The sequence below is a fragment of the uncultured Sphingomonas sp. genome (assembly GCF_964244235.1).
Taxonomy (GTDB): Bacteria; Pseudomonadota; Alphaproteobacteria; order Sphingomonadales; family Sphingomonadaceae; genus Sphingomonas.
Genome location: NZ_CAXTII010000043.1, coordinates 1 through 22,987 on the forward strand (window position 1 = coordinate 1; position 22,987 = coordinate 22,987).

The 22,987-nt window shown below is 64.7% G+C and carries 19 protein-coding genes; 8 read left to right on the forward strand and 11 right to left on the reverse strand.

Translation table 11 applies throughout. From position 1 onward, the window contains the following. Positions 1–70 precede the first annotated feature (70 nt). From ACFE7D_RS08710 to ACFE7D_RS08730, 5 genes are all read right to left on the reverse strand, one after another. The gene (locus tag ACFE7D_RS08710) at positions 71–556 is read right to left on the reverse strand and encodes a hypothetical protein (RefSeq protein ID WP_375395032.1); all 486 of its coding nucleotides are present in this window, start codon (positions 554–556) and stop codon (positions 71–73) included. Positions 557–798: 242 nt separating this feature from the next. Further along, positions 799–5,055 carry a translocation/assembly module TamB domain-containing protein gene (locus ACFE7D_RS08715; RefSeq protein ID WP_375395033.1) on the reverse strand — a complete coding sequence of 1,419 codons (4,257 nt, stop codon included), beginning with the start codon at positions 5,053–5,055 and terminating at the stop codon, positions 799–801. Beyond that, positions 5,055–7,259: a BamA/TamA family outer membrane protein gene (locus ACFE7D_RS08720; RefSeq protein WP_375395034.1), complete on the reverse strand. Its 2,205-nt coding sequence runs from the start codon at positions 7,257–7,259 to the stop codon at positions 5,055–5,057. The genes ACFE7D_RS08715 and ACFE7D_RS08720 overlap by 1 nt, the downstream gene beginning before the upstream one ends. An 83-nt stretch (positions 7,260–7,342) precedes the next feature. Continuing rightward, positions 7,343–9,412: a malate synthase G gene (locus tag ACFE7D_RS08725; RefSeq protein ID WP_375395035.1), complete on the reverse strand. Its 2,070-nt coding sequence runs from the start codon at positions 9,410–9,412 to the stop codon at positions 7,343–7,345. Between the two features lie 77 nt (positions 9,413–9,489). Further along, complete coding sequence (locus tag ACFE7D_RS08730) at positions 9,490–9,933, reverse strand: MarR family winged helix-turn-helix transcriptional regulator (protein WP_375395036.1); 444 nt, start codon at positions 9,931–9,933, stop codon at positions 9,490–9,492. 182 nt (positions 9,934–10,115) lie between these two features. Between ACFE7D_RS08730 and hppD the strand changes: the two genes are divergently transcribed. The 6 genes from hppD (at position 10,116) to ACFE7D_RS08760 (ending at position 15,912) form a co-directional block, all read left to right on the forward strand. Continuing rightward, positions 10,116–11,183 (forward strand): 4-hydroxyphenylpyruvate dioxygenase, encoded by a 1,068-nt coding sequence (gene hppD, locus ACFE7D_RS08735; protein WP_375395037.1) that lies wholly within the window; start codon positions 10,116–10,118, stop codon positions 11,181–11,183. A gap of 162 nt (positions 11,184–11,345) precedes the next feature. After that, the gene (hmgA, locus tag ACFE7D_RS08740; protein ID WP_375395038.1) at positions 11,346–12,632 is read left to right on the forward strand and encodes a homogentisate 1,2-dioxygenase; all 1,287 of its coding nucleotides are present in this window, start codon (positions 11,346–11,348) and stop codon (positions 12,630–12,632) included. Between the two features lie 34 nt (positions 12,633–12,666). Next, entirely contained in the window at positions 12,667–13,803 is a 1,137-nt protein-coding gene (locus ACFE7D_RS08745) for a glycosyltransferase family 4 protein (protein ID WP_375395039.1), read from the forward strand. A 75-nt stretch (positions 13,804–13,878) separates the two neighbouring features. Next, positions 13,879–15,282 (forward strand): NAD(P)H-dependent flavin oxidoreductase, encoded by a 1,404-nt coding sequence (locus tag ACFE7D_RS08750; protein WP_375395040.1) that lies wholly within the window; start codon positions 13,879–13,881, stop codon positions 15,280–15,282. A gap of 35 nt (positions 15,283–15,317) precedes the next feature. Further along, positions 15,318–15,596, forward strand: a complete 279-nt coding sequence (locus ACFE7D_RS08755) for a type II toxin-antitoxin system ParD family antitoxin (RefSeq protein WP_375395041.1) — start codon at positions 15,318–15,320, stop codon at positions 15,594–15,596. Positions 15,597–15,672: 76 nt separating this feature from the next. Continuing rightward, positions 15,673–15,912, forward strand: coding sequence for a type II toxin-antitoxin system RelE/ParE family toxin (locus ACFE7D_RS08760; protein ID WP_375395042.1), 240 nt, complete (start codon positions 15,673–15,675; stop codon positions 15,910–15,912). On the opposite strand, the gene ACFE7D_RS08765 is transcribed toward ACFE7D_RS08760, so the two are convergent. Next, positions 15,909–16,907 (reverse strand): 2-hydroxyacid dehydrogenase, encoded by a 999-nt coding sequence (locus tag ACFE7D_RS08765; RefSeq protein WP_375395043.1) that lies wholly within the window; start codon positions 16,905–16,907, stop codon positions 15,909–15,911. The two genes, ACFE7D_RS08760 and ACFE7D_RS08765, sit on opposite strands and share 4 nt — an antisense overlap. An 87-nt stretch (positions 16,908–16,994) precedes the next feature. On the opposite strand from ACFE7D_RS08765, the gene ACFE7D_RS08770 reads away from it, so the two are divergent. Continuing rightward, positions 16,995–17,495, forward strand: a complete 501-nt coding sequence (locus tag ACFE7D_RS08770) for an SH3 domain-containing protein (protein ID WP_375395044.1) — start codon at positions 16,995–16,997, stop codon at positions 17,493–17,495. Between the two features lie 248 nt (positions 17,496–17,743). Here the strand turns inward: ACFE7D_RS08770 and ACFE7D_RS08775 are convergent, their stop codons facing one another. From ACFE7D_RS08775 to dnaK, 4 genes are all read right to left on the reverse strand, one after another. After that, on the reverse strand, positions 17,744–18,052 hold the full coding sequence (locus ACFE7D_RS08775) for a transcriptional regulator (RefSeq protein ID WP_375395045.1): 309 nt from the start codon (positions 18,050–18,052) through the stop codon (positions 17,744–17,746). After that, complete coding sequence (locus ACFE7D_RS08780; protein WP_375395046.1) at positions 18,049–18,495, reverse strand: hypothetical protein; 447 nt, start codon at positions 18,493–18,495, stop codon at positions 18,049–18,051. Before ACFE7D_RS08780 ends, ACFE7D_RS08775 begins: the two co-directional genes overlap by 4 nt. Before the next feature lie 147 nt (positions 18,496–18,642). Then, the gene (dnaJ, locus tag ACFE7D_RS08785) at positions 18,643–19,776 is read right to left on the reverse strand and encodes a molecular chaperone DnaJ (protein ID WP_375395047.1); all 1,134 of its coding nucleotides are present in this window, start codon (positions 19,774–19,776) and stop codon (positions 18,643–18,645) included. 214 nt (positions 19,777–19,990) lie between these two features. Then, positions 19,991–21,892, reverse strand: a complete 1,902-nt coding sequence (gene dnaK / locus ACFE7D_RS08790; protein ID WP_375395048.1) for a molecular chaperone DnaK — start codon at positions 21,890–21,892, stop codon at positions 19,991–19,993. 163 nt (positions 21,893–22,055) lie between these two features. Between dnaK and ACFE7D_RS08795 the strand changes: the two genes are divergently transcribed. After that, positions 22,056–22,505: a copper chaperone PCu(A)C gene (locus tag ACFE7D_RS08795; protein ID WP_375395049.1), complete on the forward strand. Its 450-nt coding sequence runs from the start codon at positions 22,056–22,058 to the stop codon at positions 22,503–22,505. A 132-nt stretch (positions 22,506–22,637) separates the two neighbouring features. Here the strand turns inward: ACFE7D_RS08795 and ACFE7D_RS08800 are convergent, their stop codons facing one another. Further along, positions 22,638–22,952 (reverse strand): hypothetical protein, encoded by a 315-nt coding sequence (locus ACFE7D_RS08800; RefSeq protein WP_375395050.1) that lies wholly within the window; start codon positions 22,950–22,952, stop codon positions 22,638–22,640. Between the last annotated feature and the right edge of the window lie 35 nt (positions 22,953–22,987).

Consider the following 22,987-nt stretch of genomic DNA (forward strand, 5'->3'; position numbering starts at 1 on the left):
CGGAGATCGCCGTGATCACACCGGCGAAGCTACACCACGCCGTGGGGCACGATCAGCGCGTAATTCTGGTTCAGCTTCCAAGGTTTTTTTGATCCCTGTCGCGGCAATTTGCCGGCGGCGCGCCGGACATAGCCCGACGGGAAATCGAGGAACGGCTCGGTCCCCATCGTCGGATCGTCGTTGCGCGGCGTCGCTGCCGCAGTCCGCGGCGCGTCATCGTGTTCAGCAGCCGGCAGACATACATTGCGGTCAGGTCCGTCTTCAGCGTCCAGGACGCGTTGGTATAACCGAAGACCGAAGCCATGTTGGGAACGCCTTCATACATCATTCCCTTGTAATGCAGCGTCTTCGCCAGATCGACCGGTGCCCCGTCCAGCGTGAATGCTACTCCGCTCAGCAGTTGCAGTTCCAGGCCGGTGGCGGTGACGATGATGTCGGCGGGCAGATCCCTGCCCGACGCGAGGCGAATACCGGTCGACGTGAAGCGTTCGATCGTCGCGGTCTCGACCGACGCCCTGCCCGTTGTGATCGCCCCGAACAGGTCCGCGTCCGGCACCAGGCACAGCCGCTGATCCCAGGGGTTATAACGCGGCGTGAAATGCGTCGCGATGTCGTAATCCGCCCCGCAAAATCGGCCGCCCCGGCGAATTCGGGAGAGTGCGCCTTGGCATAATCAGGTGATAACCCATGCCGATGCCGGAAAGGCCGGCACCGACTACGATCACGTCGACATGCGCGAACGCGCTGCTTGCCACCCCTCTCCTCCTGCCCGATCATCGTTCGGTTGCGGGCAGGAACCTATCGCTTCGCACCCCCGAAATCGCGCGAATATTTCAGGTTGACGTTGCTGCCGCCGAACGAACCGGCCGACGACAGCACGCTGAGCGTCCGCGTCAGCGCCACGGTCAACTGCGTCGCGGTGAAGCCCTTGGCGTCGCTGACGATCTCCACATAGATGTTCTTCGTGATGTATTTACCGGCCGCGAGCGACGTGCCCTGCCCGGTGGTCGTATCCGCACCAACGATGCGCAACCGGTCGAACCCGATCGCAGAGCGCAGCTTGCCGAGCGGATTGAGCCCGCCCCCGCCAGACCCGCGCAGCGAATTGAGCGCGGAGGCCAGTTGCAGCGCTTCGATCGCCGAGAGATTTTCCGGCGAGGTCCCGAACAGCAAGCGGCTGAGCACCTCGTCCTGCGGCAGCGTCGGCGTGGAGGTGAACGCGATTTGCGGATGTTCGCCGGTGCCGGTGATGTTGATGATCACGGTGATGCCGTTCGCGGTCGTCGACGCGCTGATATCGATATCCGGATCGGCAAGCGCGCCGCCACGGAAGCGAATCGTGCCCTTCGTCACCTCGAAATTCTTGCCGGAGAACGAATAGGTGCCGCGGACGAGATCGAGGCCGCCTGTGATTGCGGGGGCAACGCTGGTGCCGCCGACATGCAGGTTCATCGACCATTCGGATTCGAGCCCCATGCCTGACACGAACAGCTGGTTCTGCGCCTTGATCGTCAAATCGAGCTTGAACAGCCCGGTCGGCGCGGGCGGTGCCGGGCGATCGGTGGCCAGTGCCGGATGCACCGCGCTCTTGCGCCGTACGCCAGTCAGTTCGGGCACCTCGGCCGAACCCTGGCGGATGATCGCATAGCGGGCGTCGGGGATCGTCAGCGTCCCCTGGATCAACCCGCCGTTCGCGCCATTGGTCAGGTGGATGTTCCCCGTCGCGGTCGCGCCGAGTGCGTCGCTCTTCGCCAATTGCGCCTTGTCGAGCGTCGCCTGGAAATCGATCGGGAAGCCGCTGTCCGCCGCGAAGCCGATCGACCCCTGCGCCTTGACCGTACCATCGCCAGCCTTCGCGTTCAGCGTGGAGATGGTCAGCTTGTCGTTGGTGAACTGTCCCGCGATCCGCATCTGCGACAGCCGCGTGCCATAGGTCTCGTTGTCATAGGTCAGATTGTCCGCGCGGATCAGACCGCGCAGTTGCGGTGCCTTCACCTGACCGGAGAAATCGGCCGCGACGGCGATCGGCCCGGACAATTGCTGATTGGGCACCGCCGCCAGGCTGAACAGCACCGCGGAAGGCCCGTTGTAGCGGATGCCGCCCGATAACGGCGCAGCCATCAGTCGCGTCGACCAGGCCCCCCCGCCCGCCGGCAACGGCCGGAGCGATGCAAGCAGGCGACCGACCACGGTCCCGCCGCGCCTGACCAGTGCACGCGCTTCGCCGCCATCGGGCAACAGCCGACCGGCAAATTCGATATCGACCGGTTCGGAAACCGCGGCGAGCCCGGAACGCTGGAAATTGCTGACGGTCACGCGCACATCCGCCTTCGGCATCGCGTTCGTGGTCGGCTGGCTGAAGTCCAGACTGCCCGTCGCCTGTCCGGCAAGGCCGAGGTTCGGGATCAGCGCGTTGACGACCGACAGGTCGAACCGGTCGAGCCGCGACTGCACCGTAAGCCCTTTGCCATAGCTGCCCGCGAGACGCAGCGATCCGCCGGTCTTCGCGCCGCTGGTGCCCGGGCCGAAATCGATCTGCGTCGGCGCGATCCGATAATCGGCGCCTGCTTTCACGACATGTGCCGGATTGACGGTGCGGAAATCGATGCCGTTCGCTTGGCCCTGCAAGGCCAGCAGATAGTCGTTGAGCGACAGCTTGGCGTTGGCGGCAAGGCGGAACGGCACGCCGCTCGACCCCGTCACCAGCGCCTGCGCGGTGCCGCGACCGCCGACGTAATTCACCTTCGCGCGCGCCGCGGACAGCACCACCGCGCCGTAGCGCACATCGGCGACCTGCGCGTCGGCAACGATCTGCGGCTGCGGCGTCAACACCGCATGCGCGACGATGATCGCGCGGCCGATGGCGAAGTCGAGCGCACCCGGGATCTTCGCGCTGTTCGCGCGCGCATCGACGTCGATGCGCTGATATTTGCCCTGTGCGCCCAGGTTCAGGACACCGTTGAGCCCCGATCCACCGAATGTCAGCCGGCCAGCGAACGGCCCCGCCGGCATTTGGACGATGCGACCCATGAAATCGACGCCCGCAAAAGTCACACGGTGAACGTCGATCGCCAAGGTCTTGCCCGGCGTGACCAGCACGTCCGCCTTGAACGGCCCGTAATTCGTGCCGCCGCTCGCCAGCACCGCATAGGAGCCGTTCCGCCCGACGACCCGCGCCTGCAGGTTCACCAGCCCGACGCCGACGCCCGGATGCGCCGCGGTCAGGACGACGACGGGGTCGTTGACCGTCCCGGTCACGCGCGCGGTCAGCGGCCCGTATTGCGTGGAATAGGCATCCGCCTGGAACAGGATTCCGCCCTTGGGATCGTACCGCCCGCTGCCGCTCGTCACACGGAATTGTGGCGCGTTCAGCCGGACGTTCGACACGGCGATGATTCCGCTTGGCGCATAGTCCAGATCGGCCGCGACGACCGCGTTACCGCCAAGGAAGCTTGCCGCCCCTGCATTGAAGATCTTCGCGGTCTTCGCGACCACATGCCCCTTGATGCCGAATCCGCCGCCGGGTGCGGTAACAAGCTTCGCGTCGGTGACGAGATTGACGATGCCGATCCCGTCGACGGTATAGTCGTTCACCCGCCCCTTCAGCGCGCCGGTATAGCGCCCGGTCGACAGGTTCGCGACGACGATCGCGGTCGCGTCGATCTTGTCCGATCGCACCCGCAGATTGTCGGTGAGGACATTGACGCCCTGGATCGCGAAATCGCCGGCGATCGTCACGTTGCTAAGCAACCCGCCGACCGCGGCGTTCAGCCCGGTAACGCGGCGCGCCCGGGCCTTGACCGGGATCAGGATTCGCTTCGCATCGACCCGGGCCAGACCCTCGGCATACACATCCTCGACCGTGGTCCCGGCGAACCCGATCGCACCGGCGCGCAACTTGTAGTCCACCGTCGGCGTCGCGAACGCGCCGTCCAGCACCACGCGCGCCGCGACGTCGCGCCCCGCCAGCTGCGGCGCGATCGCGCCCGGTGTCAGCAACTGCGCATCGACAGCGAAGTTCGAGAAGCGGCTCGCCGCCAGATCGATCAGCCCGCCCGCGTCGATCGCAAGCGCGCTGGACGTCAGCTTGATCCGCGTATCCGCCTTGCGCTGGTCGAGCGTCGTGTCGATCGCGACCTGAAGCGCGGGCGACGCGAGGTGTTCGACCGGGCCTCCAGGCATGTACAGCCCGGGGCGCGTGAGACCGCGGATCGCGATATGTCCCGAGTGTTCGACGACGCCGAGGTTCGCGAGCTGCCCCGAACCCAGCGTTGCAAGCGCACGCCCCTGCCACGACGCCCAGCTACCGTTGCCGCCGACCCGAACGCTCAGCGGTGCTTTAAGCCCGGCGATCGTCGCGACGACGCCGCCGGTCGGCGCATCCAGTCGCATGTCGACGTCCAGCTTGTTCGCATCGGGCACCGCGTCGAGCACCAGCTTCAACCGGTCGCCGCCGGCCACACCCGGCGCGCGTAAGGCGACGGCGTCCGCGGTCAATTGCGCGCGCCGGTTCGCGATATGCGCCGCGCCGCCGAGGCCGAGGATGTGCGGCTGCCCCGTGACCGGTGCCGCGATCACGAAGCGCGCGATGTCTAAATGGGCGATGTCGATGTCGAGATCGGGTAACAGCGGCGCGTTGGGATCGCTCGGCGTCGGCTTCAGCACGGGTTTGCGCGCCAGCGTGATGAGCCCAGCGTCGAGCGAGCGCACGTCGATATGGTTGTGCAGATATTGAAACGGTCGCCAGTCGACGTCGAGCCGCGGACTAGTCAGAAACACGCCCTTGGGATCGCTGACCCGCAGGTCGGACAGCGACATCCGGCCGTAGATCGAACCTTCGATCCGCCCGACCTTGATGTTGAGCCCGGACGCCGTGGTGTACCCACCCAGCTGATCCGCCACGAAACGCCGACCCGGGTCGGTATTGATCCCGACCAGAATGATCCCGAGCAGCACGATGATACCGAGCAGCGTCAGCAGGGTCCATTTCAGGATACGCTGCCACAAGGGCCGATGCGCGGCGACTGCCGCGCCTTCGGAGGGCTCGTCGGTCATCAAAAGGCCTGCCCGATCGAGATGTAGAGCGCGATCCTGCCGTCACCCGGCCGTTTGTTCAGTGGCGTTGCGACGTCGAAGCGCAGCGGCCCGAAATTGGTGTAGATCCGGCCGCCGATCCCGGCACCATATTGCAGGCTGGAGAATTTGGGGATGCTGCTTTCATAGGCCTGTCCGCCGTCGAGGAACGGCACCACCCCGAAATTGCCGAACCGGTAGCGCGCCTCAAGCGAGAATTCGTTGAGCGAACGCCCGCCGACCGGATTGCCCTGCGCATCGAGCGGCCCGAGACGTTGGAAGCCGTAACCGCGCACCGATCCACCGCCGCCGCCATAATAGCGGCGCGACGGGGCCAGATCGTCACGGCTGACGCCGTCGATCGATCCCACGCGCACCCGCCCGGCCAGCGTCAGCGCCTGTGTCGCCGGAAAATAATAATCCCCCTCCGCCATCGTCCGTGCATAGGGACTGATCGATCCCTGCACCGACGTTTCAGGGCTGAGGTTCAGTTTCAGGCGGTAGCCCTTGGTCGGGTTCAGTAGGTCATTCGAGCGGTCGAACACGACCTGTCCGGGCAACGCAGCGATGAAATACGTCCGCCGCACGCGGCTGCCGATACCGAAATCATACACGCTCTCGTTCGTGCCGACGAGTTCGAAGCCATAGGCGTAGGTTAATTTCTTCTGCCAGATCGGCGTTGAATCATAGCTGATCCGGCCCGACAGCGTCAGCGTGTTGGCATTGAACGCGTCATAGCTCGAGTGATCCGCCGACGCGACGAGCGTCACCGTACGGTCGCGCTTGCCGGCATTGGCGCGCTTGAACGTAGCGGACGCGCCCTGGTCCTGCGTTCCCGCCACGACGGTGTAGATCATCGCGCCTTCAGGCGGGAAGGTGTTGCGGTTGGTGAACGATCCTTGAAGCTTGAAACCCTCACCCGTCGAATAGCCCGCAGTCCCCGCCAACGATTTATACGGTCCGCGTACCTGACGGACCAGCAGGTCGACCGCCTGCGTGCCGTCGGGATTGACCCGGTCGGTCGGCTGCGGCTCGACCGATACGCTCGAGAACAGGCTGGTCGCGACGAGTGCGTCGCGCAGATCGTCGACGAGGCGCGAATCGTACAATTGTCCGTCATCGAACCGCGGAAAGACGTTCAGATGATCCAGCTTGAATACCGGATCGCCCGACGTGACGAGCTTGCCGAACGACGACCGCGCGCCTGTTTCGACTGGCAGCGTATACGCGCCCGTCGCCTTGGGCGCCTGATCGTCAATCAGGATGTCGCGCTGCCCGACCTTGACGAACGGATATCCCTGTTGCGGCAGCGTCAGGCTGACATTGGCCTCCGCCCCCTCGATCCGCGCCGCGTCGATCGCATCGCCGACCTTCAGCGGCAGCGCGGTGCGGACGAGATCGGCGGGGATCGTCGGTTGGGTGTTCACCGTGATCGACGACAGCGTGTACAACCGTCCCGGCTGCGCGCTCAGCGTCACGCGCAAAGTGGCCGGGTCGGAGGAGCCGGCGGGTGGTGGCACCGTCTCGATCGACGAAACGGCGGCGGCATCGTAATAACCGAGCGATTTCAGCAACCGCACCGCCAGCGCCTCGTCCTCCTTGCCACGCGCGTTGACCTGGGTCGCGTTGGCCGCCTTCCCCTTGCCCTGTTCCAGCGCAGACAGCGCCTTGAACTGGCTGGTGAGCTTGACCGCATCGAGCCCTTTGACCTCGGTCCGGTAACGGATCGCCGGCGAATCCTTGCTCTTGATGTCGGCGGCGGTCTCGAGCGGCGTCGCGTCAAAACCCGCGAGCGGCGTGAGCGGCTGGGTCAGTTGCGGGTCCTCCGCCACCGTCGGCGGCAGCGCGCCCGCTATGGTGGGCCCGACCGGCGATACCGAGCGAGGTGGGGTTCCGGCAGCCTTAGAGTCCGTCGTCGCCGGCGGCGATGGCGCTATCGGCTCCAGCGGTGCATTGATATTCCCGCTCAGCGGCGGCATTGCGCTGTCGAACTGCTGCTCGGTCACGATCGGCGCATCGACGGTCGAGGGCGTGGCATCGACGGGTGTCGGGCTGGCGTCGGGTTTGGGCGCCTTCGGCCCGCGCGCCGGTGCGGTACCCGCCTTCTGCAACTGCCCGAACGCGGGTGTAGCCGCGAGCAGCGTTACTGCGATCCAGCAATGGCGATGACCGATCGAACCTGCCACGCGAAGCCCCTTTGGGCGACCGTATCCGGTTCACCACCTTCAACCCGCTAACGCACGATCGGGAACGAGGTTCAACGGCAAAATCAGCTTTTCGCCTTGGCCCGCGCTCGAAAGGCGTGAAGTAGTGGCTCGGTATACCCACTTGGTTGGCCAACACCCTCGAAAACAAGCGTTCTTGCCGCCTGATAGGCCAGGCTTTCGGGATGATGCGTCATTGGCCGATACGCCGGGTCGGCTGCATTCTGCGCATCGACCTTCGCCGCCATGCGAAGCAGCGCGGCATCGACGTCAGCCGGCGTCGCGACACCGTGGAGCAGCCAGTTCGCCATGTGCTGCGAAGAGATGCGCAGCGTCGCCCGGTCCTCCATCAACCCGACATCGTGGATATCGGGCACTTTCGAACAGCCGACGCCCTGATCGACCCAGCGCACGACATAGCCGAGAATCCCCTGCGCATTATTGTCCAGTTCCCGCGCCACCTCCTGCGGCGTCCAGTTGCGGCCGCCTGCGACGGGTATTGTCAGGATCGCCTCGACCGGCGGAACCGCCTCGGCCGCGATCTCCTCCTGTCGCGCGAAGACGTCGATCTTGTGATAATGCACCGCGTGCAGAGTCGCCGCGGTCGGCGACGGCACCCAGGCGGTGTTCGCGCCCGACATCGGATGCCCGATCTTCTGCGCCATCATGTCGCCCATCCGGTCGGGCGCGGCCCACATCCCCTTGCCGATCTGCGCCTTGCCCGACAGCCCCGCCGCCAGACCGATGCGGACGTTGCGGTCCTCATAGGCCTTGATCCAGCCGGTCGCCTTCATCTCCGCCTTGGGGATCATCGCCCCAGCGCGCATCGCGGTATGGATTTCGTCGCCGGTACGATCGAGAAAGCCGGTGTTGATGAAGCAGATCCGGTCGCGCACTGCGTGGATGCAGGCAGCGAGATTGGCGGAAGTCCGCCGCTCCTCGTCCATGACCCCGACCTTGATCGTGTGGCGTTCGAGCCCGAGCAGATCCTCGACCGCGTCGAACAGCCGGTCGGTAAAGGCGCATTCGTCGGGCCCGTGCATCTTGGGCTTTACGATATACACCGAGCCGGTGCGGCTGTTGCGCGGGGTGCCGAAGTGGCGGAGGTCGAACAGCGCGATCGTCGAGGTCATGATCGCGTCTAGGATACCCTCGGACGCTTCCTTGCCATCCGCCATCAGCAGCGCGGGGGTGGTCATCAGGTGGCCGACGTTGCGGACGAAGAGCAGGCTGCGGCCCGGTAGCGTCAGTTCGCCCTGGTCCGTGAAATAGTGCCGGTCATCAGCGAGTTTGCGAGTGATCGTTCGACCGCCCTTCTCGAACGTCTCGACCAGCGTGCCGTCCATCAGCCCAAGCCAATTGGCATAGGCCGCGACCTTGTCCTCCGCATCGACCGCCGCGACCGAGTCCTCCAGGTCGACGATCGTGGTCAGCGCCGATTCTAGGATGACGTCGGCGATCCCGGCCGGGTCGGTCGCGCCGATCGCGTGCGCAGGATCGACGACCAGTTCGATGTGCAGCCCGTGGTGACGGAACAGCAGGTTGCGGCCCGACCGGCCGACCATCTGCGCAGGATCGCGCAGCGCCAGCTCGCCACCCGCGAAATCGGCCCATGTTCCGCTGGCCAGCGGCACCGCTTCGTCGAGGAACGCCTTCGCCGCGGCCACCACCGCCGCGCCGCGCACCGCATCATAGCCGCCCGACGTCGCCGTCCCCGGCAGCGCATCGGTGCCGTAGAACGCGTCGTACAGGCTGCCCCAGCGCGCATTCGCCGCGTTCAGGACGAAGCGAGCGTTGAGCGACGGCACCACCAGTTGCGGCCCCGCCATCGTCGCGATCTCCGCATCGACGTTGGTCGTGCCGATCGTGAAGGGCGCGGGTTCGGGCACCAGATACCCGATCTCGCGCAGGAACGCCGCATCGACCGCCTCGCCGGCCTCGTAGCGCGCGTCGATCGTGGCCTGCAGGTCCGCGCGCCGTTGCAGCAGCGCGGCATTCCCGGGCGCGAACCGCGCGAAGATGCCGGCGACGCCCTGCCACCAGGCGTCGGCGGTGATGCCGAGCGGCGGCAGCACGCGCTCCTCGACGAAACGGGCGAGCGGTTCGGCGACCTTGAGGCTGGCGCGGTCGAGCATGATGGATATCCTCCGTAAAGCGGGTCGGTCTGGCCTGGGGAGGGCGTGGTCCGCTTAGGCCAGCCCGGCCAGGGACTTCAACCCTCCAGACCACCCGCCGCCGCTTCGATCCGCGCGATCAGGTCGCGAAACTGTTTTTGTTCGTTGGCGCTCAGCCCGCCGAAGAGCCGCGCCTCCATCTCCAGCGCTTTGGGCGCGACCTGATCGTACAGCGCCCGGCCGGCCGGCGTCAGCGACAAGGAATGCGATCGTTGATCGTCCGGATTGGGCCACCGCTCGACCAGCGCGCGCTTCGCCAGTGCGGCGGCGGCACGACTGACCGTGACCTTGTCCATCCGCGTCGCATGGGTCACCGCCTGCGGCGTCATGCCCGACGTTTCCGCAATGACCGCGATCAGCCGCCACTCCGGGATTCGCAGGCCGAACAGCGCCTGATAAGTCGAGGCGATCGCATCGGAGACGGCGTTGGAGACGATGGAGAGGCGGTACGGGAGGAAATCGTCGAGGTGTAGCTTGGCCATGTGTTTACACCGTCACCCCGGCCTTGCGCCGGGGTCCATCGTGCCGCGCATTCGCCAGCTTTCGGATGTGCGGCACGATGGATGCCGGAGCAAGTCCGGCATGACGGGGAAGCGGAGGATCGGCTTTGACCTCCAATCCGTTTTCGCATATAGTTTCATCTGAAACCACCAAGGGAATCGCCATGTCCGACGTCGCCAATCCGATGGGCCTGAACGGCTTCGAATTCGTCGAATTCACCAGCCCCGATCCCGACGCGCTGGCTGGCCTGTTCGTGAAAATGGGCTTCACCCATGTCGCGAACCACAAGTCGAAGAACGTTCGCCGCTATGCGCAGGGCGACATCAATTTTCTGCTGAACATGGACAGGGCCGGCCAGGTCGCGGGCTTCCGTGATGCGCACGGGCCGTCTGCCAACGCGATGGCGTTCCGCGTGGCCGATGCCGATGCCGCGCTGAAGCTCGCGGTCGAGCGCGGCGCGACGCCGGTGACGGGCGAACAGGGCCCGGGCGAGCTGGACATCCCAGCGATCGAGGGGATCGGCGGCGCGAACCTGTATCTCGTCGGGCAGGACCACGGCTCGATCTACGACACCGACTTCACGCCGGTAGAGGGTGCTGGCGTGGACGATAACAGCGTCGGCCTCGACGCGCTCGACCATCTTACGCACAATCTCCAGCGCGGGCGGATGGACTACTGGGCGAACTATTACGAGACGATCTTCGACTTCCGCCAGATCCGCTATTTCGATATCGAGGGCCAGGCGACCGGCCTGTTCAGCAAGGCGATGACCGCGCCCGACGACAAGATCCGCATCCCGCTCAACGAAAGCCAGGACGAGCATTCGCAGATCGAGGAATTCATCAAGGATTACAAGGGCGAAGGCATCCAGCATCTGGCGCTGGCGACCGAAGACATCTTCGCGACGGTCGACAGGCTTCGCGCAAACGGCATCCGCTTCCAGACGACGCCGCAAACCTATTTCGACCTGATCGACAAGCGCCTGCCGGGGCACAACCACGACGTCCAGGAAATGCGCAAGCGCGACATCCTGATCGACGGCGCGCCGGAGACGGGCGGCGGGTTGCTGCTGCAGATATTCACCGAGAACATGGTCGGGCCGATCTTCTTCGAGATCATCCAGCGGAAAGGAAATGACGGCTTCGGCGAGGGGAATTTCAAGGCTCTGTTCGAGTCGATCGAACTCGACCAGATCCGTCGCGGCGTGGTGCCGGCGAAGGCGGAGGCGTGACCTCTCACCCTTCTCCCCTTGCGGTAGGAGGTGGCGCGCAGCGCCGGATGAGGGGAGTTAAGGATTGAAACCCATCCGATCGTCCCCCTCACCCTCCCACTCGGCGACGCCGAGCGTGCCCCTCCCTCTCCCACAAGGGGAGAGGGGTTCGAGGACGAGACCATGACCGAATACATGACCGGCTTTGGCAACCATTTCGTTACCGAAGCCGTCCCGGGTGCGCTCCCGATCGGTCGCAATTCGCCGCAAAAACCGCCGTTCGGCCTCTACACCGAACAGCTCAGCGGCACCGCCTTCACCGCGCCCCGGCACGAAAACCGGCGCTCCTGGCTCTACCGCCTGCGCCCCTCCGCCGCGCATCCCGCCTTCACGCGGTATGAAGGTGCCATTTGCTTCGCCCCCGGCGCGGTTCGCGAACCCTTGGCACCCAATCGCCTCCGGTGGAGGCCGCTTGAAATCGAGCGACATGACTGGCTCGACAGCCTGACGACGATGCTCGTCGCGGGCGAAGGTCCGGCGACGCAGACCGGCGTTGCGATGCATCTATACGCCGCTAGCAAGGACATGACGAACCGCGCCTTCGCGTCGGGTGACGGCGAGTTGCTGATCCTGCCCGAGCGCGGCGGCCTGACGCTGCTGACCGAACTGGGCCGGATCGACGTAGAACCGGGCGAGATCGCGCTGATACCCCGCGGCGTACGCTTCCGCGTGACGCTGCCCGACGGAAACGCGCGTGGCTATGTCGCGGAAAACCATGGCAGCCCCTTCCGCCTCCCCGATCTCGGGCCGATCGGGGCGAACGGCCTCGCCAATCCGCGCGATTTCGAGACGCCCGTCGCCTGGTTCGAGGATGTCGACGGCGGTTACGAACTCATCCAGAAATTCCTCGGCAGCCTGTGGACGACCGAGCTCGGCCGTTCGCCGCTCGACGTCGTCGCGTGGCACGGCAATTATGCCCCGTGGAAATACGACCTGTCGCGCTTCAACACGATCGGCACGGTCAGCTTCGATCACCCCGACCCGTCGATCTTCACCGTCCTGACCTCGCCCAGCGAAGTACCAGGCACCGCCAACGTCGATTTTGTCATCTTCCCGCCCCGCTGGATGGTCGCCGAGGACACGTTTCGTCCGCCCTGGTTCCACCGCAACGTCATGAGCGAGTGCATGGGGCTCATCGCCGGCGCGTATGATGCGAAGGCGGAAGGGTTTCGGCCGGGTGCACTGTCGCTGCACAACCAGATGTCGGGCCACGGCCCCGATGTCGCGACGTGGCAGGCGGCGTCGGAGGCGGACCTGAAGCCGCACAGGATCGACGGCACGATGGCGTTCATGATCGAAAGCCGCTGGGTGTTCCACCCAACCGCATTCGCACTTGAGACGGGCGCACTCGACGAGGATTACGACCAGGCGTGGGAGGGCTTTCCCAAGGCGCAGGTGCCGCCGCGATAGCGGTAAACCACGGAAGCCGCTAATCGCTGCTGCCATGCCGGCTCCCGTCAAGATCCTCCACCTCCATTCCTCGTTCGACTGGGGCGGCAAGGAGGCGCGCGCCGTCCGGCTGATGAACGCGTTCGGCGCGGCCGCACGGCATGTGATCGTGTCCGGCGTACCGGGCGCGACCGGTGCGACGATCGGTATCGCGAAGCAAATCAGATACGAGATCGCGCAGGACCCGCCCCCGCTGACGGGCAGACCATCGGTTGCGCGATACGAGGCGATCGCGAAATTCATGCGCGGGTTCGATCTGGTGCTGAGCTATAATTGGGGTGCGATCGACGGCGCGATGGCACGTCGCGTGTTTGCCAAGGATGCGCCACCGCTCGTCCACCACGAAGACGGCTTCAACGCGGACGAAGCCGGTGGGCTCAAGACCCAGCGCAACGTCTATCGCCGCATGGCACTCGGCGCGGCACACGCGCTGGTGGTGCCGTCGCAGGCGCTGGAGGCGATCGCGTTGAAGACGTGGAAACAAGCGCCCGCCAAGGTCCACCGCATCGTCAACGGCATCGAAACCGCGCGGTTCGCGCAGAAACCCGATCCGAAGGTCATTCCCGGCCTGGTGCGTGGTCCCAAGGACGTGGTGATCGGCGCGGTCGCGGGCCTGCGCGCGGTGAAGGACCTACCCGCGCTCGTCCGGGCGTGTGGTGGACTGTCGGGGCGATTCAAACTCGTCATCGTCGGCGAAGGGCCCGAACGCGACACGATCCGCCAGGCCGCGGCAGCGATGGGAATCGCGGATCGGTTGGTGATGCCGGGTTTCCTCGATCGGCCGCACCGTTATGTCGGGCTGTTCGATATCCTCGCGCTTTCATCGCTCAGCGAGCAATTCCCGATCTCCGTCGTCGAAGCGATGGCGGCTGGATTGCCGATCGCCGCGCCGCCGGTCGGCGACGTGCCGCTTATGGTCGCACCCGAAAACGCGCCGTTCATCGCGGAGGCGGCGGGGGAAGTGTTTTTGCGCGATGCGATCCAGCCGTTGCTGCTCGACGCCGATCTGCGCGGGGCGGTGGGTGCTGCGAACCGCACGAAGGCGCGCGCCGAATATGACGAGACGTTGATGATCGCGCGGTATCGTGCGTTGTACGAGGGCGCGATGAGCCGCGTCGGCGCTTTGGCCTAGCCATGTTTTGCTCGCCCGAACGCAACCTTACGCTATAGCGCGACGTAGCTGATGCTCGAAAGGAAGCCCGTTCCCGTGTTCAAAGGCCTTAAGCCGATCGTCTACAATGGCCGCGAAGTCTGGCCGCTCGTCGAGGGCGGCAAGGGCGTCGCCGCGACCAACCATGCGTCCGCGGGCGCCTGGGCCGCAGCGGGTGGCATCGGTACGGTATCCGCGGTGAATGCCGACAGCTACGATCCCGATGGCAAGATCGTTCCACAGATCTACCACGCATTGACCCGGCGCGAACGGCACGAAGAACTGATCGAATATGCGATCGAAGGCGCGGTGCAGCAGGTCAAGCGCGCTTTCGACATCGCAGGCGGCAAGGGCGCGATCAACATCAACGTGCTGTGGGAAATGGGCGGGGCGCAGCGCGTGCTGCACGGCGTCCTGGAACGCACTCGCGGGCTTGTCGCCGGCGTCACCTGCGGCGCGGGCATGCCGTACAAGCTGAGCGAGATCGCGGCGTCATACAATGTCAGCTATCTTCCCATCGTTAGTTCCGGTCGTGCCTTTCGTGCGCTGTGGAAGCGCGCCTATTCCAAGGCGGCCGAATGGCTGGCGGCGGTGGTGTACGAGGACCCCTGGCTTGCGGGGGGGCATAACGGCCTGTCCAATGCCGAGGACCCGCTGAAGCCCGAGGACCCCTATCCTCGCGTCAGGGCGCTGCGCGAGACGATGCGCGAAGGCGGCATTCCCGACACGACGCCGATCGTGATGGCCGGCGGCGTCTGGTACCTGCGCGACTGGAACGACTGGATCGACAACCCCGAACTCGGCGCGATCATGTTCCAGTACGGAACCCGACCGCTGCTGACGCGGGAAAGCCCGATCCCGCAGGGGTGGAAGGACCGGCTGTCGACTCTCGAAGAGGGCGACATATTGCTCCATCGTTTCTCGCCGACCGGGTTCTACTCGTCGGCGGTGCGCAATCCTTTTCTCCGTCATCTCGAAGCACGGTCCGATCGGCAGATAGCATTTTCGACGCAGGAAGCCGGCGATCACGTCTTCCAGCTCGATGTTGGCGTGAAGGGGCGGAATTTCTGGGTGACCCGCAACGACCTGCTACGCGCGCGCGCCTGGTTCGGCGAAGGCTTCACCGACGCGTTGAAGACCCCCGACAATACGCTCGTGTTCGTGACGCCGACCGACAAGCAAATGATCCGCAAGGATCAGGCGGACTGCATGGGCTGTCTGTCGCAATGTGCGTTCTCCAGCTGGGCAGACACCGAGACCAATTCGACCGGCCGTCTGGCTGACCCGCGCAGCTTCTGCATCCAGAAGACCCTGCAAGACATCGCGCATGGCGGCGATACCGAACAGAACCTGATGTTCGCGGGACACACGGCGTACAGTTTCAAGCGCGATCCCTTCTATTCCAACGGCTTCGTGCCGAGCGTGAAGCAGCTTGTGGATCGGATCCTGACGGGGGATTGACGAGCGACACGATTGTCCACAATATCAGGCATCTTGTGGACGGAGCCGTCATGGGCACGATGGCATTGAATGTCCGGATCGGCGGTTTGCTGGCGGACCATGTCGGCGAAAACATCGGCGAATATGGTCGTTATGAGAATGTCAGCGAATATGTTCGCGACCTCATCCGCCGCGATCTTGGGCGGGTCGAGGAGGAAAAGTTTCAAACGTTGAAAGCGGAACTGCAACCCGCCTTTGCAACCCCTGACAGCGCCTATCACGAATCGACCCCGGGAGATGTCTTCGCGAGAGCAGCAGCGCGCGACTTGCGGTGATTAGAGCATCGCCTGAGTGAGATCGTCGATAGCCAAATCGACCAGATCTATACACATTCGCGCACAATATGGGGCGATGCAGGCGAAGACCTATATCAGATCACTTTACGCGGAGTTGGCGGCAATCGCGGATCGGCGACGTCACTGGCGTAGATTACCGGCTGCATTCGACATCGATGGGTACTTCTGCCGATACGAACGTCACCTCATATACTGGCGCGCCATCGATGACATGACGATCGGCATTGCCGCAATCTTGCACCAGCGGATGCAACAGCTCGATCGCTTTCGCGAAACTATCGGTTCGAACGACTAAGCCCACCCCTCCAGCACCTGATCCGGCGGCCGGTGCCCATCCGCCCACATGCGGATGTTGGCGATCACCCGCTCTCCGCTCGCCACGCGGCCCTCATAGGTTGCCGAGCCCATATGCGGCGTCATCACGACGTTGGGCAAGGCGAGCAGCCGCGGGTCGATCGCCGGTTCGTGCCGCCACACGTCCAGCCCCGCGCCCGCCAACCGCCCGGCCTCCAACGCATCGACCAGCGCTTTCTCGTCCAGGATGCCCCCCCGGCTCGCGTTGATGACGTAGGCATGGGGTCGAAGCAGCCCGATGCGCCGGGCATCGATCAAATTCTCGCTGTCGGCATTGCGCGGGGTATGGATGGTCAGGATATCGATCGCGTGCAACATATCGTCCAGATCGGCATGCCACGTCGCGGCCAGCTGCGCCTCGAGCACCGCGGGCAATCGGTGGCGATTATGGTAATGGACCGACAGACCGAACGCCCGCGCGCGCAGCGCGACCGCCTGGCCGATCCGTCCCATGCCGACGATCCCGAGTATCTTGCCGCCGATCCGGTGGCCGAGCATCCCGCCGGGGCTCCAGCCCTTCCATTCGCCCGACCGGACAAGCTTCTCGCCCTCCGCAAGCCGCCGCGGCACCGATACGATCAGCGCCATCGTCATGTCCGCGGTATCTTCGGTCAGGACGCCCGGCGTATTCGTGACGATGACACCCCGCGCGCGCGCCGCCTTCAGGTCGATATGATTCACGCCCGCACCGAAATTCGCGATCAGCCGCAGCCGATCGCCCGCGTCCGCGATCAGCCCGGCGTCGATCTCATCGGTTACGGCCGGGACCAGCACGTCGCAGGACGCCATCGCATCGGCCAGCTGGTCGCGAGTCATCTCGGCGTCCGTGCGGTTGTTGGTCGCGTCGAACAGCGCATCGATCCGCGCCATCACTATATCGGGCAGTTCGCGAGTCACGACGACCTTCGGGTCCGGGCAGCGGCGCGTGTCGGGCATCGCGCATGACTTGGCGAAGGGGCGCGGCGGCGTCAACGGTGGTTGATGCCGGGACCAACCTCGCGATAGGAGGCGTGGATGCATCACGTGATCAGATCTCTCGCGGCAAAAGCATTACTCGGCGGCGCGGTGTTGCTGATCGCGGTGCCGACCGCGACGCTCGCGACAGGCACGAAGCGAACTTTGCCCTATTTCGCATCGATCGGCGCCGGGCGTGCACGCATGCGAACGGGCCCCGCCCGGATTTATCCTGCCAGCTGGCTTTACCAGCGCGCCGACCTGCCGGTCCGTGTCGTCGCGACGTATAAGGGATGGCGCAAGATCGAAGACCCCGATGGCGCGCAAGGCTGGATGGAGGAGCGGTTGCTTCGCGACGCGCGCACCGCGATCGTCCGCGCACCACAGCCGGTGGAAATGCACGAGCAGCCAAGTGCGAGCTCTCATCTCGTATGGCGCGCGGCCCCCGGCGTCGTCGGCCGGATCGGGCAATGCGGGAGCGGATGGTGTCGGCTGGACGTCAAGGGGCAGGCCGGATTCGTGGAGATCGGCAACCTGTGGGGCGTCGGCCCTGTCGAAACGCTACCCTGACACGATTGCGTTTGATGCAATCGCAATAGCGCGAAACAATATTGCGCGCTTTAGCAATAATACTCACATCGACCTTGTCGGATATATCACCGGCATCGGAGACTTACCATGCGCATGTTCGAGACCGTGGCCAGCACCATGCTGGCGATCGCGGCCCAGGCGCTGGTGGTCGGGGTGGTCATTTCCACCCTCTGATCCATCGGCCCCCGCCCCTTCGACGCGAAGGGGCGGCAAGGGTCCTGCCACGCTTATTCCGCTGCCATCCGGTCGATCAGTCCTGCCAATGCCTTGAGCGCCAAGACATGCGCCGCGAAGGCCGAACGTCCCGCGCGCGTCGCCCCCGCCCATGTTCGCACCCGGCCCAGCGATGACTCCTTGCGAAGCCTGACGTGTCCCGCCTCCACCAACGCGGCGAGGTGTTTCGACAATACCGAGTCGCTGACCTTCGTGCGGCCACGCAGCAATGCATATTCCGCGTCTTGAACCTCGACCAGCATCGCCATGATCTGCAACCGGACGGGCGGATGGATGACGGGATCGAATGCGCCGGTCGTCATGCCTCCCCCGTCATTTCCCGTTCGAACACGCTGCACCAGTATCGACTGCCGAACCAGCAAGCGACGGTCGCGACGCATCCCAGGACTAGCGATGGCCAGATCATATGCCGTCCGTCGGCCAACCACACGCTGATCGCATAAAGTCCGAGCGAGAATGCGAGCATGGCAAACGTCACTTTGCGCGTCCGCCCGGCACGATATCCGTTGATGAACATGCCAGTGCGCCGCCTGTCCCAGCGTACGACAAGGGCAATGCCGATCAGGATGCCGAACAGAACCCCGAACCGCCAAGGCAGCATGACCGCCGGGCAGGCGACCAGCGTACCCATCAATCCTGCGAAGGCGAGATGCCGGAGTGGCGGCGTATCGCTGGCGGTGACGAGTTGGATGCGCGATGCCCGGATTGTCGCCAGCGCGTCGACAGCTTCCACGGAGTCGATCATTTGAATTCCCCTTTCCAATGTGGAAAGGGATACCGCTTGTCTTTCCAATCCGTCAAGTCATTAGTTTCCAGTCTGGAAAGTGACGGGACGATGCTATCGGCACTTCCCTGAAGCCCTGATTACACTGCATGTATCGACGTCCCCGCCTCACTCCCCCGCGAACACGCCCTTCAGCTTCGCGAAGAAGCCCTGGCTTGCCGGGCATTCGTCGCCCGTCTCGGTTTCGCGGAACATCTCGAGCAACTCCTTCTGGCGAAGACTGAGCTTGGTGGGTGTTTCGACGTCGATCTGGACGACCAGATCGCCATGCCCGCGGCCCTGCAGCACGGGCATGCCGACACCGCGCTGGCGCAGTTGCTTGCCCGACTGGATGCCGACGGGGATCCGGATGTCGTGCGTCTGGCCATCGAGCCCGGGAATCGAGATGGTCCCGCCAAGCGATGCGGTCGTGAAGCTGATCGGCGCGCGCGCGAACAGGGTCGTACCTTCACGCTCGAAAAGCTGGTGCCGCTTCACGTGCAGGAAAATGTACAGGTCGCCCGCCGGTGCCCCTCGCGCGCCGGCCTCGCCCTCGCCGGTCAGGCGGACCCGCGTGCCTTCATCGACGCCGGGGGGGACGTTCACCGACAGCGTCCTGGTCTTCTCCACCCGGCCTTCGCCGCGGCAATCGGGGCACGGATCGGCGATCACCTCACCTGCGCCCTGACAGACCGGGCAGGCGCGCTCGACCACGAAAAAGCCCTGCTGCGCGCGGACCTTGCCATGGCCGCCGCACTGCTGGCACGTCTTCGCCTGGGTCCCGGGCCGTGCACCTGCGCCGTGACAGGTGTCGCACGGCGCGGAGACGTCGATCGTTACCTCGGTCGACTTGCCGTGATAGGCTTCCTCGAGCGTGATCTCCATATCGTAGCGCAAATCCGCGCCGCGGCGCTGCGCCTGACGGCCGCCACCGCCACGCTGCCCGCCCATGAACTCACCAAAGACGCTCTCGAAGATGTCGGAGAACCCGCCGAAATCCTGTGCGCCGCCACCGTTTGCACCACCGCCGCCATTCTGGAACGCAGCATGGCCGAACCGGTCATAGGCAGCGCGCCTCTGCGGGTCCTTCAGGACGTCATAGGCTTCGCTGACAGCCTTGAACTTCGACTCGCTGTCCTTGCAGCCGGCATTCTTGTCCGGATGGTATTTCATTGCGAGTTTGCGATACGACGATTTGATCGTCGTCGCGTCCGCACTGCGCTCGCATTCGAGCAATTCGTAATAATCGACTTGCGTACTCATCTGCCGCCCCCGGATGTCCACCGCGAACTCACCCTAGCCAAGATGGACAACCGCACCCCCCTCACCCCGGGCTTGTCCCGGGGTCCATCCTTCCGCGAGTCCCATCGGCCGAAGAATTCGCGGCCGCATGGATGTCGGGACAAGCCCGGCATGACGGATAAGATTGCAGTCTTCAGTATGGCTTGGTCCGCAGAGGGATGGAGCGGCATCACTCTTACTTCTCGTCGATTTCCGAGAATTCGGCGTCGACGACATCGTCCTTGGCCGACTCGCCGTGCGTATCGCCACCTTGCGGAGAGGCCTCCGCCTGTTGCTGCTTCTCGTAGATCGCCTGACCCATCTTCATCGCCACTTGCGCCAGCGCCTGCGACTTTTCGTTCATCGCCTCGGGCTCGCCGCCCTCGATCGCGGTCTTGGTCTCGGTGATCGCCGCCTCGATCTCGGATTTCAACGAGGCGTCGATCTTGTCGCCATTGTCCGCCAGCTGGCGCTCGGTCGTGTGGACCAGGCTTTCGGCGTTGTTCTTCGCCTCGGCCCCTGCCCGACGCTTCTTGTCCTCGTCGGCGAACTTCTCCGCGTCACGGACCATCTGGTCGATGTCGCTGTCGGACAGACCGCCCGATGCCTGGATGCGGATCTGCTGCTCCTTGCCGGTGCCCTTGTCCTTGGCGCTGACCGAGACGAGGCCGTTCGCGTCGATGTCGAACGTCACCTCGATCTGCGGCACGCCGCGGGGGGCGGGCGGGATGCCGACGAGATCGAAATTGCCGAGCATCTTGTTATCGGCAGCCATCTCGCGCTCGCCCTGGAACACGCGGATCGTCACCGCGCCCTGGTTGTCGTCCGCGGTCGAATAGGTCTGCGACTTCTTTGTCGGGATCGTCGTGTTGCGATCGATCATGCGCGTGAAGACACCGCCCAGCGTCTCGATACCGAGCGACAGCGGCGTCACGTCGAGCAGCAGCACGTCCTTGACGTCGCCCTGCAACACGCCCGCCTGGATCGCCGCGCCCATCGCGACGACCTCGTCCGGGTTGACGCCGGTGTGCGGATCCTTGCCGAAGAACGCCTTCACCGCATCGCGCACCTTGGGCATGCGGGTCATGCCGCCGACGAGGACGACTTCGCTGATGTCGCCGGTCTTCAGGCCCGCATCGGCCAGCGCTTTCTTCATCGGCTCGATCGTCCGCTGGATCAGGCTATCGACCAGACGCTCCAGATCGGCGCGGTTGATCGTCTTGACGAGATGCTTCGGGCCGTTCTGATCCGCAGTGATGAAGGGCAGGTTGACCTCGGTCGATGCCGCCGACGACAGCTCGATCTTCGCCTTTTCCGCGGCTTCCTTGAGGCGCTGCAACGCGAGCTTGTCCTTCGACAAGTCGATGCCCTCGTCCTTCTTGAACCCCTCGGCCAGATATTCGACCAGCTTGTTGTCGAAATCCTCGCCGCCCAGGAAGGTGTCGCCGTTGGTCGCCTTCACCTCGAACACGCCGTCGCCGATCTCGAGGATCGAGACGTCGAACGTGCCGCCGCCAAGGTCATAGACCGCGATCGTCTTGCCGTCCTGCTTCTCCAGCCCGTACGCCAGCGCCGCCGCGGTCGGCTCGTTGATGATGCGCAGCACTTCCAGGCCCGCGATCTGCCCGGCATCCTTGGTCGCCTGACGCTGCGCGTCGTTGAAATAGGCCGGCACGGTAATGACCGCCTGGGTCACCGTCTCGCCGAGATAGCTCTCGGCAGTCTCCTTCATCTTCTGCAGCGTGAAGGCGCTGATCTGCGACGGCGAATAATCCTTGCCACCCGCCTTGACCCAAGCGTCGCCATTCTGCCCCTTCACGATCGTGTAGGGGACCAGTTCGGTGTCCTTCCTGGTCACCGGATCGTCGAAGCGGCGGCCGATCAGGCGCTTCACCGCGAAGATCGTGTTGTCGCCGTTCGTCACCGCCTGGCGCTTGGCCGGCTGTCCGACCAGCCGCTCGCCGTCCTTGGCGAAGGCGACGATCGACGGCGTGGTGCGCGCGCCCTCCGCATTCTCGATCACCTTGGGCTTGCCGCCCTCCATCACCGAAACACAGCTGTTGGTCGTGCCGAGATCGATACCGATTACTTTAGCCATGTGTGCTCTACAGCCCCTCACAAAGATAATGCCCAGGAAAGGCACGTCCCGTTCCGGCGACGTGCATATCCGCTACTGGGCGCGATATAGGAGGGGTTCGGCTTGCCGCAAGATTGCCGGCGTTCTAGCATCGCGGCACGACCCAACCGCCCCTAGGAATACCATGCGTCCTGTCGTCGCCCTGTCGTTCGCTATGTCGCTCACCGCACTCACGCTGGCGGGCTGTTCGAAACCGAAGCCGCTATATGTCGATGCGGCCTGGGTGCGCCTGAACGCCGTCGCCACCGGACCGGCGGCTGCGTATTTCGACGTCCATGGCGGGCCTGCGCCAGCGATGCTGATCTCGGTCGCCACCGACACGGCGATCCGAACCGAGATGCATCAATCGGGTACGGACGGCCAAATGGCGACGATGACGCCGCTTGCCAGTGTCGACATCCCTGCCAGGACCCTGGTCCGCTTCGCGCCCGGCGGGCGGCACGTCATGCTGTCCAACGTGAACCCGGAAATCAAGCGCGGCGGCGCGATGACCTTCACCTTCACGTTCGCCGACGGCCAACGTATCGAGCAAAGCGCCACGGTGATCGCGGCGGGCGACCCCGCGCCCAAATGAGGGACGCTCGAAGAGCAGGCCGAAGAGATCGGGCTGGCGAGAAAGTCCAGGGCTCGGTGTCGATGATCGTCATCGATCGACGGACGCGGCGAAACGCATTGCGGCTGGCGGAATGGCGCCGGATGCCGGAACTCATGACTGGCTGATGGCAGCCGACGTTCGCAATTGAGCACGCGATATCTTTCCGACCGGCGACTTGGGTAGATGCGGCCGAAAGACAAATTCCTTCGGCACCTTGTACGCGGCGGGAGACGATCTGCAGTGGCGGTCCATTTCGCTGGCATCGGCCGTGTTCTTTCGCGAAACGACATACGCCCGAACCGCTTCCCCGGTACGCTCGCTTGCGATCCCGATGACAGCGGCTTCGGCGACGTCGGGATGGGTAGACAGTACGGCTTCCACCTCGCTGGGATAGACATTGAAACCTGACTCTAGAGTCGTTTCCATTTAGGTTGAAGCATATCCTGAGTTCCTCAGATAGT